General features: G+C 46.4%; 21 protein-coding genes. 15 read left to right on the plus strand and 6 right to left on the minus strand.

The features are described from left to right. Positions 1–5: 5 nt before the first annotated feature. Complete coding sequence (locus ACL9RM_RS05090; RefSeq protein WP_028540694.1) at positions 6–869, minus strand: class I SAM-dependent methyltransferase; 864 nt, start codon at positions 867–869, stop codon at positions 6–8. 499 nt (positions 870–1,368) lie between these two features. On the opposite strand from ACL9RM_RS05090, the gene ACL9RM_RS05095 reads away from it, so the two are divergent. The 10 genes from ACL9RM_RS05095 to ACL9RM_RS05140 all read left to right on the plus strand — a co-directional run bounded on the left by ACL9RM_RS05095 (position 1,369) and on the right by ACL9RM_RS05140 (position 12,399). Then, a complete protein-coding gene (locus ACL9RM_RS05095; RefSeq protein ID WP_069289771.1) occupies positions 1,369–1,827 on the plus strand; it encodes a flavodoxin in 459 nt (152 codons plus the stop codon). Between the two features lie 20 nt (positions 1,828–1,847). Then, a complete protein-coding gene (locus ACL9RM_RS05100) occupies positions 1,848–2,660 on the plus strand; it encodes a hypothetical protein (RefSeq protein ID WP_235309638.1) in 813 nt (270 codons plus the stop codon). 356 nt (positions 2,661–3,016) lie between these two features. Next, positions 3,017–3,670: an HlyD family secretion protein gene (locus ACL9RM_RS05105; RefSeq protein ID WP_414126211.1), complete on the plus strand. Its 654-nt coding sequence runs from the start codon at positions 3,017–3,019 to the stop codon at positions 3,668–3,670. A 15-nt stretch (positions 3,671–3,685) separates the two neighbouring features. Then, on the plus strand, positions 3,686–5,203 hold the full coding sequence (locus ACL9RM_RS05110) for a DHA2 family efflux MFS transporter permease subunit (protein WP_235309639.1): 1,518 nt from the start codon (positions 3,686–3,688) through the stop codon (positions 5,201–5,203). A gap of 71 nt (positions 5,204–5,274) precedes the next feature. After that, complete coding sequence (locus ACL9RM_RS05115; protein WP_165177104.1) at positions 5,275–6,741, plus strand: efflux RND transporter periplasmic adaptor subunit; 1,467 nt, start codon at positions 5,275–5,277, stop codon at positions 6,739–6,741. Between the two features lie 235 nt (positions 6,742–6,976). Then, on the plus strand, positions 6,977–7,819 hold the full coding sequence (locus ACL9RM_RS05120) for an STM4015 family protein (RefSeq protein ID WP_165177102.1): 843 nt from the start codon (positions 6,977–6,979) through the stop codon (positions 7,817–7,819). A gap of 65 nt (positions 7,820–7,884) precedes the next feature. Continuing rightward, positions 7,885–9,225 carry an STM4014 family protein gene (locus ACL9RM_RS05125; protein WP_165177100.1) on the plus strand — a complete coding sequence of 447 codons (1,341 nt, stop codon included), beginning with the start codon at positions 7,885–7,887 and terminating at the stop codon, positions 9,223–9,225. After that, positions 9,218–10,000: an STM4013/SEN3800 family hydrolase gene (locus tag ACL9RM_RS05130; RefSeq protein WP_061831587.1), complete on the plus strand. Its 783-nt coding sequence runs from the start codon at positions 9,218–9,220 to the stop codon at positions 9,998–10,000. Before ACL9RM_RS05125 ends, ACL9RM_RS05130 begins: the two co-directional genes overlap by 8 nt. 69 nt (positions 10,001–10,069) lie before the next feature. Continuing rightward, entirely contained in the window at positions 10,070–11,488 is a 1,419-nt protein-coding gene (locus ACL9RM_RS05135; RefSeq protein WP_250268676.1) for an STM4012 family radical SAM protein, read from the plus strand. After that, a complete protein-coding gene (locus ACL9RM_RS05140) occupies positions 11,485–12,399 on the plus strand; it encodes an STM4011 family radical SAM protein (protein WP_250268675.1) in 915 nt (304 codons plus the stop codon). Before ACL9RM_RS05135 ends, ACL9RM_RS05140 begins: the two co-directional genes overlap by 4 nt. Positions 12,400–12,522: 123 nt before the next feature. Here ACL9RM_RS05140 and ACL9RM_RS05145 read toward each other — a convergent pair whose 3' ends face one another. The 4 genes from ACL9RM_RS05145 to ACL9RM_RS05160 form a co-directional block, all read right to left on the minus strand. After that, positions 12,523–12,801: a YxcD family protein gene (locus ACL9RM_RS05145; RefSeq protein WP_013310599.1), complete on the minus strand. Its 279-nt coding sequence runs from the start codon at positions 12,799–12,801 to the stop codon at positions 12,523–12,525. Between the two features lie 3 nt (positions 12,802–12,804). Next, on the minus strand, positions 12,805–13,260 hold the full coding sequence (locus tag ACL9RM_RS05150; RefSeq protein ID WP_061831590.1) for a hypothetical protein: 456 nt from the start codon (positions 13,258–13,260) through the stop codon (positions 12,805–12,807). 153 nt (positions 13,261–13,413) lie between these two features. Continuing rightward, positions 13,414–13,986 (minus strand): PadR family transcriptional regulator, encoded by a 573-nt coding sequence (locus tag ACL9RM_RS05155; protein WP_235309644.1) that lies wholly within the window; start codon positions 13,984–13,986, stop codon positions 13,414–13,416. Between the two features lie 250 nt (positions 13,987–14,236). Beyond that, complete coding sequence (locus ACL9RM_RS05160) at positions 14,237–14,800, minus strand: beta-class carbonic anhydrase (protein WP_061831592.1); 564 nt, start codon at positions 14,798–14,800, stop codon at positions 14,237–14,239. A gap of 173 nt (positions 14,801–14,973) precedes the next feature. Here ACL9RM_RS05160 and ACL9RM_RS05165 point away from each other — a divergent pair, with 173 nt between their 5' ends. From ACL9RM_RS05165 to ACL9RM_RS05185, 5 genes are all read left to right on the plus strand, one after another. Next, a complete protein-coding gene (locus tag ACL9RM_RS05165) occupies positions 14,974–16,491 on the plus strand; it encodes a carboxypeptidase M32 (protein WP_250268674.1) in 1,518 nt (505 codons plus the stop codon). Between the two features lie 127 nt (positions 16,492–16,618). Further along, a complete protein-coding gene (locus ACL9RM_RS05170) occupies positions 16,619–17,710 on the plus strand; it encodes an ABC transporter substrate-binding protein (RefSeq protein WP_250268673.1) in 1,092 nt (363 codons plus the stop codon). Then, positions 17,707–18,519 carry an ABC transporter ATP-binding protein gene (locus tag ACL9RM_RS05175; RefSeq protein WP_250261168.1) on the plus strand — a complete coding sequence of 271 codons (813 nt, stop codon included), beginning with the start codon at positions 17,707–17,709 and terminating at the stop codon, positions 18,517–18,519. Before ACL9RM_RS05170 ends, ACL9RM_RS05175 begins: the two co-directional genes overlap by 4 nt. A gap of 8 nt (positions 18,520–18,527) precedes the next feature. Continuing rightward, complete coding sequence (locus tag ACL9RM_RS05180) at positions 18,528–19,361, plus strand: ABC transporter permease (RefSeq protein ID WP_013310592.1); 834 nt, start codon at positions 18,528–18,530, stop codon at positions 19,359–19,361. A gap of 153 nt (positions 19,362–19,514) precedes the next feature. Beyond that, entirely contained in the window at positions 19,515–20,471 is a 957-nt protein-coding gene (locus ACL9RM_RS05185) for an aromatic acid exporter family protein (protein WP_023989050.1), read from the plus strand. Positions 20,472–20,492: 21 nt separating this feature from the next. On the opposite strand, the gene ACL9RM_RS05190 is transcribed toward ACL9RM_RS05185, so the two are convergent. Beyond that, on the minus strand, positions 20,493–21,809 hold the full coding sequence (locus ACL9RM_RS05190; protein ID WP_414126212.1) for an amino acid permease: 1,317 nt from the start codon (positions 21,807–21,809) through the stop codon (positions 20,493–20,495). Positions 21,810–21,828 lie beyond the last annotated feature (19 nt).

Below are 21,828 nucleotides of genomic sequence, written 5' to 3' on the forward strand. Positions count from 1 at the left end.
GGAATTTAAGCCTCCCAGCGTCCGAGAATACCACAAGGCAAATTCAATCCCGAGCGTGTGATCGGCAATCCGATTTCACCAGCGCTAATTTGTCCGCCGTACTTTTGTTGCATGGTCATGCTCAGCATATTGCGCAATACAGTAGGCGAAATACCTGTAGTATAGGAGTTAATCAGCATGAACAGCGGTTGATCCGAAATGATGCTCATGCAGGATTCGAGAAACGGGTATAAGCTTTCTTCAAGCTTCCAAGTTTCTCCGTTCGGTCCGCGTCCGTAAGAAGGGGGGTCCATGATAATGGCATCATAACGGTTGCCCCGACGTTGTTCCCGTTGCACGAACTTGAATACGTCATCCGTAATGAAGCGTACCGGACGGTCAGCCAGACCAGACAATTGAACGTTTTCCTTTGCCCACTGTACCATGCCTTTGGCGGCATCCACGTGAACTACACTGGCTCCAGCATACGCAGCAGCAGTCGTGGCTCCTCCCGTGTATGCAAACAGGTTCAGTACGGAAATCGGTCTGCCTGCGCCTTTGATTTTATCCATCATCCAGCTCCAGTTCGCTGCTTGCTCCGGAAAAAGACCGGTATGCTTGAAGCTGGTCGGTTTAATGTGGAATTTAAGCGGTCCATAGCTAATTGTCCAGCGCTCGGGGATAGGTTTTTTCATATCCCAGTTGCCGCCACCGGAGGAACTGCGGTGATAATGCCCATGAACATTACGCCATTCGGCTGTTTCCTGGGCCAAAGGCCATATGATTTGCGGATCGGGACGACGCAGGACAATATCACCCCAACGTTCCAGTTTTTCACCACCGCCTGTATCCATTACTTCATAGTCTTTCCACTCTTGTGCTACATACATGTACAATCCATCCTTCAGCAGTCAATTCAGGATTTAGGCAGCAAGCTGCACAGAAATCCCCATATGGAGTCTATTGTACAACAAACCTCAGCAACAATCGAATGATTACATAAATAAGTAAGTAGTCAAATGGTCTAAAATATTTTTTCTCGGATGTACTTGTAATTATAGCGCTTCCATATTAAAATGAAATCAATCCCACTTGTACGTACAACAATCCGTTTTTTTATTAAAATAATGAAAAACGGATTGGATTGTACGTACATAATATTTTTTATCAACACAGCTGAAATTCTACTTAATTAAACAAGGCTCTAATTTAATGTGCTTATCCATAGAGATTATCAGCCAACAGTCGCATGTAATGCGGCTGTTTTGCGTATATCTCCCCAAGAATAAAGCTAGTTTTGAAATTAATATTTGACAATGAGAATCATTATCAAATATTATTTGAGTAACAGGGAGTGAAAGCATCCCATATTTCAAATAAAGGTGAGGGATGAACTTGGGTAAAATCATGATTGCTTATGCCAGTTTGACCGGTAATACAGAGGAAATTGCGGAATTGATCGCCGAGGGCGTTCGTCAGGCAGGGCATGAGGCGGAGTTGAAGGCTTCGTATGATTGCAGCGCGCAAGAACTGCTCGCATATGACGGGTTCCTACTGGGTGTATATACATGGGGAGATGGTGAGCTTCCTGATGAATTTTTGGATTTTTACGAGGAACTAGACGAACTTGATTTGTCTGGTAAAAAGACCGCAGTATTTGGCAGTGGAGATACATCTTATACGCAATTCTGTGGCGCAGTGGACTTGGTAGAGGAAAAAGTCAAAGAACGCGGTGCATCGGTCATTCAAGAGAGTCTGAAGATTGAGTTCAATCCATTGGATGATGACAAGGAGAATTGCCGAGCTTACGGAAGACAATTTGCACAGGCTGGTATTGAAGTGTCCTGAGAAGAGAGTGAGGGATAGGTATGCGCAATAGCGATAGCTTAAGCGGCTTTCCTCTTCTGCACGACTATCAGCTGGAGGAGATGTGGAGAACTCCACAGCCAATCCGTCAATCACAGAGGAAAAGAGGGCGTGAGGGCTGGAATTGGCGGCAACGGGTTCAATATGCAGTAGGGCATGCGCTTAACGAATACTTTGGAATGGAAGTAAAGGTACGGCGGGAAGTCCCTGTCCAGTATGTGCTGGAGAAATGGTGGCCCAAGCAGTCAGATAGCTTTGAATCTTTGTTCCATTATTGGGATGTCAAAAATAAAGTGTCAGGTGAGTTGTCAAAAATTTGTGGCTTAAATAATGACTTGATGGTGCCTGTGATGCTGTATGAACAATTTTGTACGTCTGTGCCTGAGTTAGAGGTCAATATTTCGCTTATTGTTCAGGCTGCTTGGCAACTATCAGCAGAAGCAGATTCCCTGCTCATTCAAAAGTACATCGTTGACTATAATCCTAACGTTGTCAGTACATTCCAACATATGACAAATGTATTTTGTTATTATGCATTTGGAGCTCTTCCTCAGCTTATTGAGGTATACTGTCTGCTGGAAGGCAAAAAGGTTCGCTTCATTCCGGGACCTGCTTCTTTACAGCAATCTCTGGATTACGTACGGCTATTACGGGATTCCAAAGAGGATGTACATGGGACGGCAGAACGCTGCCTTTGCGGGGGGTGCATAGGGGAGCAAGTTTCTCAGGGAAACAGAATGAATAAGAACACGAAGGAAGGGCAGGAGGCGAAAAACTGCAAACAACGGTCAGCTGTACCTACGCCTTTCTCTTAACGTTACTGTGTAACCCTTTAATTGTAAACTATCCCTTTTCGTGAAAGAGCCTTGGAAACAAGGTTCTTTTTTATGAAAAAAAATTATGAAAAAACTGAAAATTTATGTTGCCTGAATAGATAAATATATCTATAATATTTCAATGTACAATAGTTATATGAAAATATTTAAATATAAAAGGCGGTTTGTGGACCATGGATCAGATTGTCCTATGTACATAAGATAGTCCTGTCTTTTGCATGGAATGTTGCCATGTGTTTATTTACGCTCTCTATTTGGTTTAATGGCCTAATATTTCAATTTTAAAATATTAGCGTTGAATAATAAAAATTTTTTGGACAACAGGGGTGGAAGAAGTGAGTAAGAAAACTGTATTGCCAATCCTCATTGTACTGCTCATTCTGAGCGGTGGAGCTATTGGCTACTATTATTGGTATCAAGCAACACACTTTGTTAAAAGTGACGATGCGCGCGTTCAAGCCGATCAATATAAGGTAATGCCGCAAATCTCTGGAGAAATTAGTCACATTGATGTGGAAGAAGGAGATGTTGTTCAGCGTAATGAACCGATTGCCGAGCAGGATGTATCGGGGTTGGATGCGAGTATGATCAGCAAGTCCGTACTGCGCGCGCCGATCAACGGAACCGTCATTAAGATTTATTCGAAAGAGCATGAAATCGGATCGCCGGGTAGTGCTGTTGCAACTATGGTGGATATGAACAGCTTGTACGTATCTACGAATATTGAAGAAACTGATATTAACCGTATTAAACCAGGACAGCTTGTTGATATTACGCTTGATGCAGCAGGTGACCAGGTGATTCAGGGGAAAGTTCGTAAAGTGGGCGAAGCCTCCAACGGCGTGTTCTCACTCGTTCCTGCAGTGAACACAAGTGGTAACTTTAACAAGGTGACTCAGCGTGTGCCTGTAGAGATTGCTGTGAACAAGCCGAAGGATCTGAAGCTTATTCCTGGAACGAACGTGGAAGTAAAAATTCATACACCTTAAAAAGGAGGGGTCCATGTGGCTGCCAATGATATTGCTGCTGCTCCTTCGACAGATTCTTCCAAAGAACGCTGGCTTGCCTTTTTCGCTATCGTTTTAGGCGCCTTTGTCGCCATTCTGAACAACAGTCTGATCAATGTCGCCATTCCTAGATTGACGACAGATTTAGGATCTACGACGACACGTATTCAGTGGGTTATTACAGGTTACACGCTTGCATCTGGTGTAATCGTACCGATTACCGGATATATGGAGCAGCGCCTCGGATACAAAAAGTTTTTGATTCTTGCGCTCAGCGTATTTTCGCTGGGAACGGGAATATGTATTTTTGCATGGAGTGATTCTTCCCTGATCGCAGCACGGGTGCTGGCTGGTCTGGGCGGTGGTGTTATTATGCCGCTGAGTATGACGATTATTTACAAAATTATGCCGCGTGAACAAATCGGTATGTCCCTTGGTATATGGGGGATCGCTGCAATGGCAGCGCCGGCTGTAGGGCCTACGCTCAGCGGATATTTAATTGAGTGGTTTAACTGGCGATTCTTGTTTATTGTCAGTGTGCCAGTTGCTTTATTTGCAATTTTAATGGTTATTCTTCTAATCAAAGAACCGCCTAAAGTAGAGCCGAAGCCGTTTGATCTACCGGGCTTTTTGCTGGCGGCAACTTGTGCCGGAACACTCTTGTACGCATTGACAAACGGCCAGCGTGATGGCTGGACTTCTTTTGGAATTGTATCCCTGCTGTTTATTGCTTTCTGGGCACTTGTTTTTCTGATCTATGTAGAAAGCGGCAAGGATAATGCTGTAATTGAAATCTCATTATTCAAGAATTCAAAGTATACGATTAGTGTAATTGCCTCTAGTCTGGTCATGATGGGGATGTACGGAGGAACGTTCCTAACACCGTTGTTTTTGCAAAATATCCAGCGTGTGTCACCGATTGATACCGGTATTATCCTCATTCCACAGGCCATTGCCATGGCGGCTATGATGCCTATTGCCGGGAAGCTGTTCGATAAGTTCGGCATTGTGCCTTTGGGACTTGTGGGCCTGACGCTAACCAGCTTTATGACCTATCATCTTCACCAGCTTACGCCAGATACTTCGCATGCCTGGTTGGAAACCGTAATGGCATTACGGGGTCTGGGAATTGGTATTTGCATGATGCCATTATCCACGGTCGGCATGAATGCCGTTCATCCGAGCAAGGTAGCCAATGCGTCTACAGCGTCCAATCTGGTACGTACTGTGGCTGCATCTATGGCGATTGCGGTGCTAACCGCCATTATGCAAAGCCGTTCGGCTGCTCATGCCCAGCAAATTTCGGAGTCCATTACACCAGACTCGGCTCATGCGCTTCAAGCGACATTGGGCAGCTCATGGATGTCATCCATAAGTAGTTTAATCACACTGGATGCTACATCAAGAGGAATTGGGGATACGTTCCTCATTTCATCCATACCGCTGTTTTGCACAATTCCACTCATCTTTTTGTTTATTCAGAGGAAGAAAGCAAAGACACAGCCGGAAGCTTAAAATAAGTGAAGTACAAAATATCGACTGGATGACTTACATTATTTCCACGGACAGAAAGAAAGGGAATTATCATGAAAATATTGAGAGTAGAAAGTACATTAGCGGCTTTAGTGCTCGGCGGCGCAGTGCTGGCAGGCTGCTCCAGTAATAGCGGGGCGGCTCAGGACATGGTCGTTCCGGTTAAAATCAGCCAAGCACAGCAAGGCATCATCGGACAGGGAAATATTTATACAGGAACGGTAACACCTTCGGAGACGGTGAACATTGTGCCTAAAGTGGGCGGTAAAGTGGTTGAGCTGCCTGTGGATATTGGCTCCGAGGTTAAAAAGGGTCAAGTACTGTTCAAGCTTGATGATAAAGACATGCGGAATAATGTTGCGAAAGCTCGCGCCGCAGCAGCTGCGGCAGCAGCCGGAGTAAGCACCGCTCAAGCATCCCACGAATCTACGATGGTTCAAGCAAACTCGGGCTTAGTGCAGTCCAAGAGCGGCGTGATTCAATCCCAAAGTGCAATCAATCAGGCACAGGGGGCTATTAATCAAGCCACTACAGCCGTAGAACAAGCAACACATGGTGTCTCCTCGGCAGCCAATACGGTGAAACAAACGCAGCAAGCTTTGGCAGATGCACAGAAGAATGTAACACGTACACAAAGTCTATTTGATGCAGGTGCGAGCACTCAAGCACAATTAGAACAAGCCAAAACAGCAGTTGTGAATGCGGAAGCGGCTTACAATAATGCACAAAATGCGCAGGCTAATGCACAAGATCAGTTGGTAGCTGCGCAGAAGGCCTTGACTACAGCTCGCAACAGCTATGATTCAGCAAAAAATAGCTACAGTAATGCCAATAGTGGCTACAGCAATGCGCAAAACCAACTCAAAGTATCTCAAAATACTGCGGTCATCGAGTCCAGCCAACAATCTCTTAAGCAGGCTCAGCTGAATGTAAACATTGCTCAGGATGCATTGGATGACACCGTTGTTACATCACCGATTAATGGTATTGTGGGTACGAAAAATGCAGAAGTGGGCGAAATGGTATCCGCTCAATCTCCTGCGCTGGTCATTGCGAATCTGAGTACGGTCAATACATTAATCTATGTTCCAGCGGAACAGATCAACAATGTAAAAGTAGGTGACAAGGTACAGGTTCGTGTTGCAGCGTCCAACATTGTAACAACAGGTACAGTTAAAAATGTAAGCCCGTTGGATGCAAGTGGAAAAGGCTATCCTGTAAAAATCTCAGTTGCGAATCCAGACACAAAACTGAAATCCGGCATGTTGGCTGATATCAGCTTTGTCGCTGCCAATGCACAAGAAGGCATTGTGGTTCCTACTGCGGCAGTTCAAAAGGATCAAGGTAAAGAATATGTATATGTTGTAAACGGAGACCATGCGAAACGTAAGGAAGTGAAGACTGTTCAGACGGCAGGTTCACAAACACTCGTTACCAGTGGCTTGGGCAATGAGGAGAATGTGATCGTGAATAATCTGGCATTGCTGTCCGATAACTCACCGATTACAATTAGCCAATAATTTGGTTCTAGAATTACTACTATATAATAGTAGAAGTTTATTATAGACATATGCGCAAGACAGCCTGCTTAGTGGGCTGTCTTGTTTTGATTTCATTGAGCACATTTTACATAGGATTGATGTCGATATAGGACTATTTTTGACGAACATTGGTAGAATAGGATAGACTAAATTGGAAATAGATAGTTTTCAAGTTTTATTACATTCTCAGATAAATGATCGGAGGAATTGTAAGATGGAAGTAAAATTGGTAGTGGATTTTGAAGCTTATGAGAATGGCCAAACGATGGCTAAATTGCTTGAGGAACTGGCAGCCAAGCCGGAGAGCGCGGAAGTTACGGATCTGATCATTGGAGATTGGGGTGGAGCCTATGAGAGCTCACCAGATGATTTCATCCCAGTGTTAGTGAAGCTTAAAGATCATTTCCCTAAGTTACGCAAGCTGTTTATTGGTGATATGGAATATGATGAGTGTGAGGTTTCATGGATTAACCAGACGAATCTATCCCCGTTATTAGAAGCGTTTCCAGCGTTGGAGTCCTTTCATATCAAAGGAAGCCAGGACCTGAGTCTGGAACCACTTCGTCATAACAACCTTCAGGAATTGGTTATTATTTGTGGCGGCCTGCCTGTGAGCGTTCTTCAGCAAATACACAATGCAGAACTGCCTGAACTGCGCAAGCTGGAACTGTATTTGGGTGTCGATAACTATGGTTTTGACGGTAACCTGAAAGATGTTTTGCCGTTTTTGAATAGCAATCCTTTCCCCAAACTTACATACTTGGGACTGAAAGATAGTGAAATACAGGATGAAATTGCAATTGCAGCAGCTAATGCCCCTGTGATTGGACAACTGGAAGTGCTGGATCTCTCACAAGGTACGTTGTCTGATAAAGGTGCAGAAGCGCTGCTGGCTAGTGAAAGTATAAAAGGGCTGAAGCATCTGGATTTGAGCTATCATTATATGTCTAGTGAAATGATGCAACGTTGGAAAAGCTCGGGTCTATCTGTGAACGTGGAAGATCAACAAGAAGCGGATGAGGAAGATGATTGGCGTTATCCATCACTGACTGAGTAATTTATACAAATGGACTTAAAACGGACTGTTTTCAAAATTAAAATGATCTAAAGTGAGGCGGCTCTATGGTTAAGATGTCAGACTGTAATGTCAGCGAGCCGTTTATCTTGTTCGGTAATCCGGGGAATCGTCGAACTACCGGGCTGCAGGAGGCGCGAAGCAGATTAATGCTTCCACCCGCTCTGGAGGTTTCCTATAAGAATGTGCTGGAAGCTATTCGGCAGAAACAAGGTCTGAGAGAGCTGATGGCGCGAATAGCTGCGCGAGCTACGCATGATAGCGTGAATGGCAGTTCCTTTCTGCAAGAGAGCATTGATCAGTTACTGGCGGGGCAGATGAACAGTGGTCCGCTGCTTCGTCTGGATGCACCGGGCGAAAGCTTTGAGGTAGAGCGTGAGTTGATTGCTCTTGGCGCCTCGGATGGTGAGGGAGACGATTCTCTGTTGCCATGGCCCGAATGGACACAAGGCACAAGTATATCGGCGGCAGAAGCGCGACGTCTGCAGGAGCAGCACGGTCGTATTTGGCACCCGGCACAATGGTTCCGGGGCTATTGCCGTCTGCTGGCCTGGCTGCGGGATGAAGTGGCTCTGCTCTGGCCCTCGTCATACTGGATGAACGATCCGGCGGAAGTGGCCGTGATGTTCGACAAACGGCGTTGTAGCGCCGATTTAAGCAAGGCAGATATAAGAGTCCCGCCAGTGCTTGCATCTTCAGGTGGTGCATTTCATGATGTTGTCGATCTGCACGCGGCAATAAAGGAGAGCGGGTTTCACCGCGTATTTGTGAAAATATTTTGTGGGTCTGGTGCTTCTGGTGTCATGGCCTATCAGGTACATCCCCATACACACGCGGAACTGGCGGTGACCACGATTGGAACGGAAATCATACGCGGACAGCGCGTGTATTATAATGCCGGACGACTGCGTCGTTATACGGATAAGCAGGACATTCATGCTATCCTTAACTGGCTATGCCTGGAAGGGGTACATGTAGAGCGCTGGATTCCCAAAGCGACCCTGAACGGGCGTGTTTATGATGTGCGCCAACTCGTGTGCGGATCAGAAGCTTGCCATGCGGTTTTACGTTTGAGCCACAGCCCCATTACGAATTTGCATTTGCGTAATGAGCGGCTCACGCTGAAGGAAGCCGGATTACCACAGAATACGGTGGAATCGATCCAGCTTACGGCGAAAGCCGCTATGAGTGTTTTTCCAGCCTCCATGGTTGCTGGACTGGATGTGCTGGTTCCGGCTCATGGCGGTCGTCCCTATGTATTGGATGTTAATCCGTTCGGTGATTTGCTGTACCGGGTTGAGCATCAGGGTTGGAATCCGTATGAATGGGAAATGCAGCACCTCGCTAATAGGAGCGTGGGTACGGAAAGGAAAGACAGATATGATTGATATGAACCAAATTGTCGGCTCTCATGATATTGTCATGATTACGCTTGATACTCTGCGTTATGATGTAGCAAAGCTGGAGGAAGAGAACTGTCCGAATTTGTGCGGCTCCGGGTCGTGGGAAAAGCGTCATACACCGGGTAGCTTTACCTATGCTGCACATCATGCCTTTTTTGGCGGATTTTTGCCGACTCCAGCGAATACGGATAAGACTTCACATATCCGTCTGTTTCACACAAAGGATACGGGACTGCGTACGCATCCACATACCTGGCTGTTCGATGCCCCGGATATTGTGTCCGGGCTAGAGGGTGAAGGTTATCGGACCATCTGTATCGGCGGCGTTATTTTTTTCACGAAGAAAAATAAGCTTGCCAAAGTGCTGCCAGGGTATTTCCAAGAAAGCTACTGGCGTATGAACTTTGGCGTTACCAATCCCCGTTCGACGGAGCATCAGGTGAATCATGCTCTGAAACTGTTGGGGAATACAGACCCGTCGCAGCGCTTGTTTTTGTTTCTGAATGTATCAGCGATCCATGGGCCTAATCATTATTTTGTGAAGGGCTCAGCTAAAGATTCAGTGGAGTCTCAACGAGCAGCCTTGCGGTATGTGGATGGTGAGCTTGGACGTTTGTTTGATGCTTTACGAAATCGGGGCAAGACGTTTTGCATGGTTTTTTCCGATCATGGTACAGCTTATGGGGAAGACGGCTATGAAGGACATCGTCTGGCGCATGAGGTAGTCTGGAATGTGCCTTACCGCGAATTTATATTATAAAGCAAATAGAAATATAGATTGCACTAGTAAAATATCAAGAAATCAATCCAGCGCGAGGAAGGAGCAGAAATGAAAGCCATGAATCTGAATCACTCACATCCAACGGGTGCGGTAGCCCCGGAGATAGACACAAACTTAGCACCCTCTAGGTTTCAGTGGCCTGAAACTCCTGCTGAATGGGCACGCACGATCCGTGAAGCTCCCTACCGCTCCTATCTGTACTCTTACCCGCATAAAACGGCCTATCGTTCGTTTGATACACCGCTCTCATTGCAGGAGCTGTGGGAGAAGGAGGAGTTAGAAAGCTATTTTTTGTATATGCATATTCCGTTTTGCGCGGCTCGCTGTGGATTTTGTAACCTCTTCACTTTGCCGGACAAGCGTCTGGATGTACATAAGGAGTATGTGGATGCGCTAGAAAGACAAGCCAAGCAATGGGCACCCATTATGGGCCGTCGGCCTTTTTCGCGTTTTGCGATCGGCGGCGGTACACCAACCTTACTGGAGGCTCCTTTGGTGGAGCGTTTGTTTGACATAGCGGAAAATATAATGGGACTGGACCCTAAACGAGCTTCTATTTCGGTGGAAACCTCTCCCGATACTGTGACTGAGGATAGGTTGGAGGTGCTCAAGCGCCGCGAGACAGATCGTGTCAGCATGGGAATTCAGAGCTTTGTGGAATCAGAAAGTGCCGCCATTTACCGACCTCAGAAGCCCAAACTTGTTAGAGAAGCACTTGAGCGGCTGGTGGAATACAACTTTCCATTGCTGAACGTGGATCTGATCTATGGCCTGCCTGGTCAAACGGTGGAAACCTGGCTGTATTCTTTAGAGGAAGCACTGTCTTACTCGCCAGGAGAAATTTTTCTTTATCCGCTATATATTCGAGAAAATACGATTTTAAAGCCAGGCTATACCGGGCTGGAACATGATATTCGTCTTAGCTTGTATGAAGTGGCGCGCGAACGGCTCAAACGGGCAGGATATGTACAATATTCCATGCGCCGTTTTGCTAAAAATGATGGTATATCCAGCAAAGCGCTTTTGCCCTACAGTTGTCAGGAGGAAGGTATGGCTGGTCTGGGGTGTGGTGCGCGATCCTATACACGTAATGTTCACTATGCCAGCCGGTACGGTGTTAGTGCAGCAGCTACGCGTAGTATTATCGCAGATTATGTTGCTGCGGAACGTCATGATCTGGCTGACTACGGCTTTATTTTAAATGTGGATGAGAGTAAGCGACGCTTTATCTTAAAGGCGCTTCTTCATCGGGAAGGTTTGGAGCTATCGGCCTATGCAGAGCGCTTCGATGTATCCCTGTCGGACGATTTTACGGGAATGTCATTGCTGCTGGAATCCGGTATGGCTGTCGTCGAGGAGGGTAGGCTGCGACTTACAGAGGAAGGAATGGCCTATTCCGATGCGATTGGGGACTGGATGATCTCCACATCAGTACGTGAGCGCATGGAAGGATATGTAGGCGCATGAGAGCGACCTTATATTATCGTGGTTCGTTGACCTCATGCAACTATGCCTGCCCATACTGTCCGTTCAGTAAAAACGTTGATAGTCGGGAAACGTTGAACAAGGATCGGGCCCAGTTGGAACGTTTTGCCGATTGGGTACGAGAACAGGGCGCTCTGGGGCATCGTCTCTCTATTTTTTTTAATCCGTATGGAGAAGCCTTGATTCATTCCTGGTATCGCAAGACCATGATTGAGTTTTCCCACATGGCGCATGTGGAAAAAGTGGCGGTACAGACGAATCTATCGACTAAGCTGGATTGGACGCAAGAACTGAACCCGGAGACTGCTGCGCTGTGGGCTACATATCACCCTGGAGAGACGAAAGAGCAAGTTTTTATATCGCAGGCTATGAAGCTATATGAACTTGGCATTTCCTATAGTGTCGGTACTGTCGGGTTAAGACAGGCATTTCCGGCTATTCGTTCCTTGCGATCGCAACTTCCAAGGGATGTTTATTTGTGGATCAACGCCTACAAGGATCGACCACATTATTATACAGATGTTGAGGTTGCTGAATTAACTACGATAGACCCCTATTTTCAATGGAATTTAAAGGATTATAGCAGTCAGGGGCGGGCATGTCGCGCTGGTGAAGATGTATTTTATGTCCAGGGTGACGGAAGAGTAAAACACTGCTATCAGGATCGAAGGGTGCTAGGACACTTATACAGGGATGGTCTTGAGGGTCTGAGTGGCAAACGTCCGTGCCGGATGAAAGAATGCGGCTGCTATATCGGCTATATTCATATGGAGGAGCAGCCGTTTCGGGAAATGTACGGTAGTGGCTTACTCGAAAGGGTGCCGCAGGTACAGCTATCTCCGGCTCCATCATTTAGCAGACAGGCTATTCATAGAGCAAATGAATCCATATAACAAGGTCAAGGTACGTCCGCGTCTAAATGTAATGCTATAGCAACCTTAATGATCTATTAGAAAACGAGCAAAAAAACCGACCCTTGCCATCAAGCAAAGGTCGGTTCTTCTTATGCGAAATAATCAAGTTTGGACAATAGCAGTAATTTCTTCATCCAGATCCAATCTGATTTGTTCGCGATAGGCACGAATATTGTATTCGGAATACAGGTATCTCAGAATTGCTTCAATCATGTTGGCTTCCACCAGATATTGACTACGGCCCTGTACATGGACTTCTGCGGAATAACCTGTATCCTCTTCCCAGCTTAATTCTACTGTTACATCAGTGGGCTGGACACCTTTGCGTTCAGCCATATGCAAGCAAATAGCGTTGACAATCTCATCCATACTCAAAATCATAGCTTAGTAACGTCCTCCGCGGGAATCATCGGGTCTGCGACGATTTTTAATAGCACGGTAGATACCTACTCCGGCCATGATCAGGACGTAAATGGCGAGAACGTTAACGGCCAGACCAAGCAAGCTACCCAATGCGCCCATGTTACCGAACAATCCGCCGAAGAGCATACCTGCCAAACCGCCCAGCATCATACCTTTCAGGAATCCGCCGCCACCGCCAAGGAATCCACCAGTTCTGTTTGTATTCCCAGCAGTTGCTCCTGACTTGGTTCCGCTATCTGACTTATTGACGCCACTGCTGTCATTTGCCTTGCTTGGTGTAGATTGGTATGATTTAGGCCCGGATTTAAACCCGCCGCCTCGCCTTGCATCAGCTGTAGATGGTGCGATCATAGCAATGAGTAGGGTAAAAGCCATCATCAGCATCATCATATTTTTCAAAGTAAATGTTTTTTTCATGTAAATATATCCCCCTTAGTAAATTTTTTTTATAGGTCAAACAACCGCTAACCAGTAATACGAATGGCATGGAAAAGGGTTTCAAAGAATTTTAATTTTTAAAAATTAAATAATAACGTCCCATAAATCCTATGCATGGATTGGTAAAAGCATTCAGCTTTGCGGCTTAAGTAAAAACGGATTAGTATCCGTACTGACATCACCGGCAAGCAGCATACGCAGAACCATTTGGCACCATTCCAGACCTGCTTTAGCATTCAAAAGTCCTTTTTGTACTAAAATATAGTCACCAAAGGTCTTACTGCCAAAATGTAAATTCTCTGCGGGAATGTCGTTCAGAATATCCTCAAGATGCTGGATTTTCTGAATAAAATGACGTTTGCGTTCCTCCAGCATACGATTGGCACTACTTTTGTCCGTCAACCAAAGACAGAACAGTCGAAGACTTAATTCATCCCGTGTAACCGGAGCAGCTAACGCTTCCTGGGACCATTGCTGAAGCATATGGATTCCCTTGTCGGTAATGGTATACATTTTCTTATCAGGCTTGTCGGACTGCTGAATCCAACGAGAGGCTAGCAGTTCCTTGCTCTCCATACGGGCCAGTAGCGGATAGATCTGACTGTGCTTAGCCTGCCAAAAAGGCTGAATACGCAACATCAGATCATAGCCGGAGGATTCCTCTCTTGCGAGAAGCCCCAACAGACCATACGATAGTAAATTCATAGATCTTATCTCCTTCATCCATCATAGTAACGGTTGTAACAGCACTGCGCAGGTATTCTGCAGCTTCATGAAAAGTGTACACTGAAACTGTATGGTTTGACAACTTTCAGACAGGTCGTTCACAGGTTAGCCAAAATTGGCTCCTGTCATTCTCCACGTATATGCGCTTTTTTTCATAAAAAAGGGTAGTTTAGGCTCGTATGTACGAGCTTAAACTACCCTGGTAACTTTCTGCCGAAGCGTATCCTGTTTACTGTTCATTCCCGTCAACGACAAGCGTTAACGCTCCTGTATCTGGATGAATAACCATGCCGTGAACGGGGGCATTAGGGGGGAGAAGCGGGTGATTCTTAATAAGCTTCACGGTAGTTCTTACCCCTTCTTCAATGTTATCAAAACCTTTTAACCATTTATTTAGCTTAATGCCTGAATTTTCTAATGTGTTCAGCACTTCCTGAGAAATTCCGCGATCGAGCATTTCATTGACCATGTGGTCTGCATTTAATGCAGCCATACCGCATTCATAATGGCCTACGACGACGACTTCGTCTGCTCCCAGCTCATACAGGGCGACTAGCACACTGCGCATTACGCTTCCAAAGGGCTGTGAAATAATCGCACCCGCATTTTTGATGATTTTCACATCACCGTTGCGCAGGTTCATAGCTTTTGGGAGTAATTCCGTTAGCCGTGTATCCATACAGGTGATAATGACCATTTTTTTATTGGGGAACTTGCCCGTTCTATAGGCCTCGTATTCTTTGTTTTCTACGAAAACACGATTGTACTCTAAAATTTCTTTGATGTGATCCACGATTGTTCCCTCCAGATTCTAATAAAGTTTGATATGTACAGTCCAACGTTTGTTTTAGGTCTTAGGAGCTGGTCGTACATGTTGTGTGTTGATTATACTTTTTAATATAAGTATCATCAAGTATAGGTATTGTAAAGTTTTAACCATTTTAAGTTAAAGAGGTGACCTCAAATATGACGCAACAGACGTTGGATCAATTGACGGCTTTAAAGGAGCTTGCACACAAAATTAGTAGTTATGGCGAAGCAGTAGGTCTGCTGCACTGGGATTTACGGACTGGCGCTCCGCGCAAGGGCGTTGATATTCGGTCGGAGACGTTGGGTATGCTGTCCACTGAAATGTTCAAGCTGATGATCTCGGATGAAATGGGACAATTGCTGCAATTTTTTGCCGTAGAAGACAAGCTGAAGCAACTGGAGGACAATGATCGCAGATTGGTGGAGGAATGCCGTAAAAATTATGAACTGAATCGTTCGGTTCCGGCAGACCGATACCGGGATTATAGCATTCTTGCAGCACAGGCAGAGAGCAAGTGGGAGGACGCAAAGGAACATAGCGATTTTGCCGGATTTGAACCGTACTTGTCTAAAATCGTAGACATGAAGCGTGAATTTATCGGCTACTGGGGGGTTAAGGATACAGAGTATGACACGCTTTTGGATCAATATGAGCCGGGGATGACGGTTGAAAAGCTGGATGCTGTGTTTGATCGTCTCAAGAAGCGCCTTGTGCCCCTATTGTCTAAAATTCAGGCTTCATCGAACCAGCCGGATAAGAGCTTTTTAGATGGTGTGTTTGATGTGAAGCAGCAGGAGAAGTTCAGCCTATTCATTTTAGGACAGATGGGGTATGACTTTGACGCAGGTCGTTTGGATGAGAGTGTACATCCTTTCGCAACAGGATTAAATCCAGGTGATGTGCGTATAACAACTCATTATTTGCAAGATGATGTAACCAGTGCTATTTTCAGCTCATTGCATGAAGGTGGTCATGCGCTGTATGAACAAAATATTGCTCCAGAGCTGGCAGGATCACTACTGTCTGGAGGAACCTCTATGGGGATTCATGAATCCCAGTCCCGCTTGTGGGAGAATAAAATCGGACGCAGTCGTGCTTTCTGGGATCGGTATTACGATGATTTGCAAAAGCATTTTCCTGATCGTTTGGCAAAGGTTACGGCAGAGCAATTCTACCGGGCAGTCAACCGTGTGGAAAATTCACTGATTCGTATTGAAGCGGATGAGCTAACATATAATTTACATATCATTATCCGTTATGAAATTGAAAAAATGCTGTTTAATGAAAAGCTGGATGTGAAGCGTCTCCCCGAGGTGTGGAATGCGAAATATAAGGAATACTTGGGACTTGTTCCACCGAATGACGGACTGGGCGTACTTCAAGACGTTCACTGGTCCGGCGGTGATTTTGGTTATTTTGCTTCCTACTCGCTTGGCAATATGTATGCAGCGCAAATTTTGGCGACATTACGCAAAGAGCTGCCAAATCTGGATGAATTAATTGCTGCTGGAAAGCTTGAGCCGATCAAGCAATGGCTGACCGAACGTATTTATCGTTACGGCAAGAGTCGGACGCCGTCCGAGTTGATTGTAGCCATTACAGGAGAGGATCTGAACCCGGATTATCTCGCCGACTATTTGGAAGAGAAATATACCTCCATATACAAGCTGTAAATCATATAGCATCTACCCCGCGTTCCCGGGCGAACGTGGGTTTTTTTTTTGCAATTAACCAATATATCGACAACGGCATAACAATATATGAAGTCAACCGATGTAAAAAGGTGGGGAGGGAATAAGGATGAAAAACGGCGCTCGTTTCAAAGCTGTGGTGGCTGCGGCACTACTCGGATTACTGTTGCTCAGTGGGTGCACCCCCAAAGGAGGGGAGCAGACGATTGAGATCAGATTAGGCGAGGTAGCCCGTACGGTCTTTTATGCGCCGCAGTATGTAGCCTTGAGCCAGGGTATGTTTGCTCAGGAGGGACTGGATGTCCAGCTGGCAACGATTCCCGGGGGTGACAAGGCAATGACGGCGTTGTTGTCCAATCAGGCGGATATCGCGCTCATCGGCGCGGAAACATCTATTTATGTGTATCAGCAAGGAGCAGAGGACCCTATCATTAATTTTGCCCAACTGACACAGACGGATGGAACCTTTTTGTTTGCCCGTCAAACGCAGGATAGCTTTGAATGGGAAAAGCTGAAAGGGCAAAATTTTTTAGGCCAACGCAAGGGCGGAATGCCGCAAATGTCACTTGAATTTACGCTTCGCAAACACGGCATTGATCCTCAAAAGGATCTGAAGCTGATTCAAAATATTGATTTTGCTAATGTTGCCTCTGCTTTCGGCTCCGGTACAGGGGATTATGTGCAGCTGTTTGAGCCGCAGGCATCTATTTTTGAAAAGGAAGGTCGTGGGCGGGTTGTTGCCTCTATCGGTGTGGAGAGCGGCGAGTTGCCGTATACAGTATATATGGCTAAGCAAAGCTACCTGAACAAAAATAGCGAGGCTGCACAGAAATTCACAAATGCTGTATATCGGGCACAACAGTGGATTGCTACGCATTCACCTGAACAGATTGCCGAAGCAATCACGCCCTATTTTAAAGATACAGATTTAGCTGTTTTAACGAGTAGTATCAAGCGATATAAGGAACAGAGTACCTATGCTTTGAACCCGATGATTGAGGAAAAGGAATGGAAGAACTTACAGGATGTCATGACCTCGGCAGGGGAGCTTAAAAGTTCGGTTGCACTAGATAAGCTAGTGAACCCAAGCTTTGCACAACAAGCGATTTCGTCAAGCTCTACCGGGAATACTGAACCGCCTGTGAAAAAGAGCACAACTGAATCTACGGATGCAGGTGTCGGTGCTGGAGGTTCGTCATGATGGAGGAACGGAGTGGCCTAACTTTGGACGCGACCATCCCGATGGTGAGACTGGAGCAAGTGACGCATGTCTATGTAACGGATCGTGAAGCTTCGCTGGCGGTTGAGAATATTGATTTTTCCGTAGAGACAGGGGAATTTGTCAGCTTGGTTGGTCCAAGCGGCTGCGGCAAAACGACGATCCTGTCCATGATCGCGGGGCTACTGCGTCCAGCGGCAGGCCAAGTTATGTTGCAAGGTCAGCCGGTAAGTGGTCCGAGTCCAGAGGTCGGTTACATGTTGCAGCAGGATTATCTGTTCCCGTGGCGGACGATAATGGATAACGCATTGTTGGGTCTGGAGCTAGGCAACAGAGTAGATGAAGCTGCGCGTGAGCGGACACGGCTGTTACTGGAAGGCATGGGTCTGGGAGGGAAGGAGCATCTGCATCCATCCCAGTTGTCTGGGGGGATGCGCCAGCGCGTGGCGCTGGTACGGACGCTGGCGACCAATCCGGGACTGCTGCTGCTGGATGAACCGTTCTCCGCGCTGGATTATCAAACCAAGCTACAGCTGGAAGATCTGATTGCGGAAACCTTGCGCGAGCGGAGGAAGACGGCTATTTTAGTCACACATGATTTGGCCGAGGCCATTGCGGTCAGTGACCGGATTATAGTGATGGGTCGAAATCCGGGTCATATCCGACGTACCTTCGAGATTCCGGATTGCATCCGAGAAGCTCAGCCTTTTTATGCACGCGAGCAGCCGGGTTTTAATGAGCTTTTTCATGAAATATGGGGTGAACTGGAGGCTTCGGGAGCAAAGGAGTGAGTTAACGTATGAAGGACGAAGCGGATCAGCTTGAGCAACGTTGGATTCAAGGACTACATCAGGCGTATTTACGCAGCAGGCGTTCGCAACGATGGTTAGTGACAGGTGTGCAGACAGCTATTTTACTGCTTTTGTTTGTGCTATGGGAAATTGCAGGCCGTTTGAAGTGGATTGATGTACTACTGTTCAGCTATCCGAGCAAAATTTTTACCCAGATCGGTAAGGATGCGGTCAGTGGTGAATTATGGGGACATGTAGGTGTCACCGTGGGAGAGACGATGGCGGGTTTTTTACTCGGTACACTGTTAGGTACGTTGCTGGCTGTACTTATTTGGTGGTCACCGTTTTTGTCGAGGGTGCTTGATCCCTATATGGTCGTGTTCAACAGTATGCCTAAGGTGGCGCTAGGTCCAATTTTTATCGTCATGTTTGGGGCGGGATTTACTGCTATCCTAATGACAACCCTCTCCATTACCGTTATCATTACGACACTAGTCGTATACAACAGCTTTCAGGAAGTCGATTCGAATCTGATCAAAGTGGTTCGCACGTTTGGCGGATCACGCCGTGATACGTTTCAAAAGGTGATTTTACCTGCATCCTTTCCTGCAATCGTCTCTACGCTGAAAGTGAATGTCGGTATGGCATGGGTTGGTGTGATTGTTGGTGAATTTCTGGTGGCTAAAAACGGCTTAGGCTATTTGATTATCTATGGTTTTCAGGTATTCAATTTCACGCTGGTTATGTCCAGTTTGTTGATCATTGCTGTCGTAGCTACACTGATGTATCAGGCGGTCGTGTATGTGGAGCATCGTCTGCTTTCGGGTCGTCCTCATCGGTAATAATAAAATTTCTGAATATTTGTGTAAAACGTGAAAATAAAGTACCATGAAAAATGAAAATACTTAAAATTTATGAAAATGAGCATTATGCATAAATTTCGAATTATGCAAAATGCTGAAACAGATTTCATCTAGAGAGGACAGAATTTTTTCATGGGCTTTCGTACGATTAAAACGGCTATTGCCGCATTAATGGCCGTACTTATTGCGGAGGGTTTTGGCATTCATGGAGCCACCTCAGCAGGGCTTTTGGCGATTTTGGGGGTGGATGTCACACGCAAGAGAAGTCTCCGTACCATTTCGGCGAGATTTTTTGCATCCGTCGTGGGGCTTCTTTTTGCTTGTGTTTTGTTTGTGGTATTCGGATTCCATGATTGGGTACTGGCATTATATATTTTAACGGCGTTTCCAGTCATTGTACGGGTGGGATTTAAAGAAGGGATTGTCACCGGTTCGGTCGTAGTTTTTCGCGTATTCAGCGGCGGCGTGATTGATATGGAGGTACTGCTGACCCAGCTAGCTCTGCTAGTGATTGGACTCGGTTCCGCGATGATTGTCAATTTAGCCTATATGCCGGGTTCTGATAATACAATGCAACAAATTCGGCAGGAGGTGGATCGGACATTTTCTGTTATATTCAGAAATATGGCCAATACGCTGCGTAGTCCAGCATACATATGGGATGGCAAGGAAGTTATTGAAGCGAACAGCGTGATAGCCAAAGGGGTTACTGAGGCGGGGCGTTCCTTGGAAAATCAGATGCTTCGTCCCCAAGAGGGCTGGAATGTGTATTTTTATATGCGAAAAGAACAGCTGGATTCGATCCAAAACATGATGCAGTTGATCGCACAAATGTATCAGCATATGCCGCAGGCCAAGCTTCTGGCCGAGCTGTTCGACCAGCTTAGCAATGACGTTTTGGCTGGACATTATACGGGACAGACCGAGAAGCTGCTAGAGCAGGTTCGTGAAGAATTTAAAGCCATGGAGCTTCCCGCAACCCGGGAGGAATTCGAGATTCGCTCGGCATTATTGCAGCTCACACATGAGCTTCATCAGTATTTGAAAATTGCGAAAAAGGACAAGGCCCCTACTCCGGTGAAAAACTAGAGTAAAGGCCTTGAGCGGCTACTATCCATGACGGACAGTAGCCTTTTCTTGTTCAGTAATGGTAGAAGTCGGAAGATTCAAAGTCCGTTTGTGCCGAATTCGGTCTGTGATCCATAAGACAGCGGTGATCAGGCAAGGGTACAGCATAGCCCATCCGACAAAGGGGAAAACGATCGCCGTAGAAATGAACGATATCCAACTAATGGAAACGCCCCAGCGACTACCACGCAGAAGCTTAATTCCTGCTGCACAACCTCCTAGATAGGTCAGAATAAAGGTGGCGTTCGGGAACTGGATCAGGTTAGTGAGTGAAACAGCGCCACTACCGTACAACACCATAATGATCACGAAGCAGACGCTAAGAAAAGCAATGCCTCCGATAGGGGTATGGAAACGTTGCGATAACCTGCCCATCCAGCGAAAGGCCTGTCCTTGCTGGGATAAAGCATAAGCGACACGTGAAGCGGCACCAACATAAGCAATAATAGTAGCGGTACAAATAAAGATACCCGTCAAGCCTGCAATTATCGCGCCCCATGGCCCGATAGCTCGACTAATTACCCATACGAGCGAAGCATCCGAATCCCCTGCAAGGTAACTTTGTGTGCCCACAGTAGCCAGCGCAGTTAAGAAATAAAGTAAACCGACAATGACGGCTGCAATGGTCACACCTCTAACGGCCGCCCGCTGAGGATTGGTGAATTCCTCTGACATATGGGACACGGCCTCCCAACCGATAAAGCACCAAAACAGAATCGCGGCCGATTGACCGATAGAGAGCCAGCCATGTGGAACAAACGGGGTGAAGTGGACTGTTTTCATCTGAGGAAGTGCTGCGGCAATGGCGAATATAAGGACGGCAACGATAGCTATGACGACTGCGATCTGAATACGTCCCGCGACCTTCATGCCGATCCAGTTGATGATCAGGCCCACCGCCAGCATAGCAATGGCTAACATTATGCGGCTTTCCTCTCCCCAGCCCATGGCTGTGGTCATATAGCCGGCTCCAGTGAGTGCGGCAACAGGTGCTCCGATCGGAACCGACATGAGAAAAAACCACCCGATATAAGCACCGGCACGTGGGGAAAAGGCCAACGTGACAAAGTGCGATACCCCTCCCGCATTCGGGAATTTGGCAGATAGAAGCCCCATGGAAAGTGCCATTGGCAGGATGAGCAGGGTCATAAAACCCCATGCCAGCAGCGATGCCGGCCCCGCCATTTGGGCAGCAAGACCAGGCACAATCAATATCCCCGAACCCAGTACAGCTCCGATATAGAGTGCAATGGCCTGTGGAAGACCAATGGTGGATTGAAGTTTATTTTCATTTGTCATGCAGAAAAGCCTTCTTTCT

Origin of the sequence: Paenibacillus sp. S29, from assembly GCF_049319765.1 — a bacterium.
GTDB lineage: Bacteria > Bacillota > Bacilli > Paenibacillales > Paenibacillaceae > Paenibacillus > Paenibacillus polymyxa_B.

Bases quoted from the DNA above. Each gene is read 5' to 3' on its own strand.
- ACL9RM_RS05095 (WP_069289771.1), top strand. From the start codon at position 1,369: ATGAACTTGGGTAAAATCATGATTGCTTATGCCAGTTTGACCGGTAAT.
- ACL9RM_RS05150 (WP_061831590.1), bottom strand. From the start codon at position 13,260: ATGAAAAAAACATTTACTTTGAAAAATATGATGATGCTGATGATGGCT.
- ACL9RM_RS05190 (WP_414126212.1), bottom strand. From the start codon at position 21,809: ATGACAAATGAAAATAAACTTCAATCCACCATTGGTCTTCCACAGGCC.
- ACL9RM_RS05155 (WP_235309644.1), bottom strand. From the start codon at position 13,986: ATGAATTTACTATCGTATGGTCTGTTGGGGCTTCTCGCAAGAGAGGAA.
- ACL9RM_RS05175 (WP_250261168.1), top strand. From the start codon at position 17,707: ATGATGGAGGAACGGAGTGGCCTAACTTTGGACGCGACCATCCCGATG.
- ACL9RM_RS05165 (WP_250268674.1), top strand. From the start codon at position 14,974: ATGACGCAACAGACGTTGGATCAATTGACGGCTTTAAAGGAGCTTGCA.
- ACL9RM_RS05125 (WP_165177100.1), top strand. From the start codon at position 7,885: ATGGTTAAGATGTCAGACTGTAATGTCAGCGAGCCGTTTATCTTGTTC.
- ACL9RM_RS05090 (WP_028540694.1), bottom strand. From the start codon at position 869: ATGTATGTAGCACAAGAGTGGAAAGACTATGAAGTAATGGATACAGGC.
- ACL9RM_RS05115 (WP_165177104.1), top strand. From the start codon at position 5,275: ATGAAAATATTGAGAGTAGAAAGTACATTAGCGGCTTTAGTGCTCGGC.
- ACL9RM_RS05140 (WP_250268675.1), top strand. From the start codon at position 11,485: ATGAGAGCGACCTTATATTATCGTGGTTCGTTGACCTCATGCAACTAT.
- ACL9RM_RS05170 (WP_250268673.1), top strand. From the start codon at position 16,619: ATGAAAAACGGCGCTCGTTTCAAAGCTGTGGTGGCTGCGGCACTACTC.
- ACL9RM_RS05135 (WP_250268676.1), top strand. From the start codon at position 10,070: ATGAAAGCCATGAATCTGAATCACTCACATCCAACGGGTGCGGTAGCC.
- ACL9RM_RS05100 (WP_235309638.1), top strand. From the start codon at position 1,848: ATGCGCAATAGCGATAGCTTAAGCGGCTTTCCTCTTCTGCACGACTAT.
- ACL9RM_RS05185 (WP_023989050.1), top strand. From the start codon at position 19,515: ATGGGCTTTCGTACGATTAAAACGGCTATTGCCGCATTAATGGCCGTA.
- ACL9RM_RS05120 (WP_165177102.1), top strand. From the start codon at position 6,977: ATGGAAGTAAAATTGGTAGTGGATTTTGAAGCTTATGAGAATGGCCAA.
- ACL9RM_RS05180 (WP_013310592.1), top strand. From the start codon at position 18,528: ATGAAGGACGAAGCGGATCAGCTTGAGCAACGTTGGATTCAAGGACTA.
- ACL9RM_RS05130 (WP_061831587.1), top strand. From the start codon at position 9,218: ATGATTGATATGAACCAAATTGTCGGCTCTCATGATATTGTCATGATT.
- ACL9RM_RS05145 (WP_013310599.1), bottom strand. From the start codon at position 12,801: ATGATTTTGAGTATGGATGAGATTGTCAACGCTATTTGCTTGCATATG.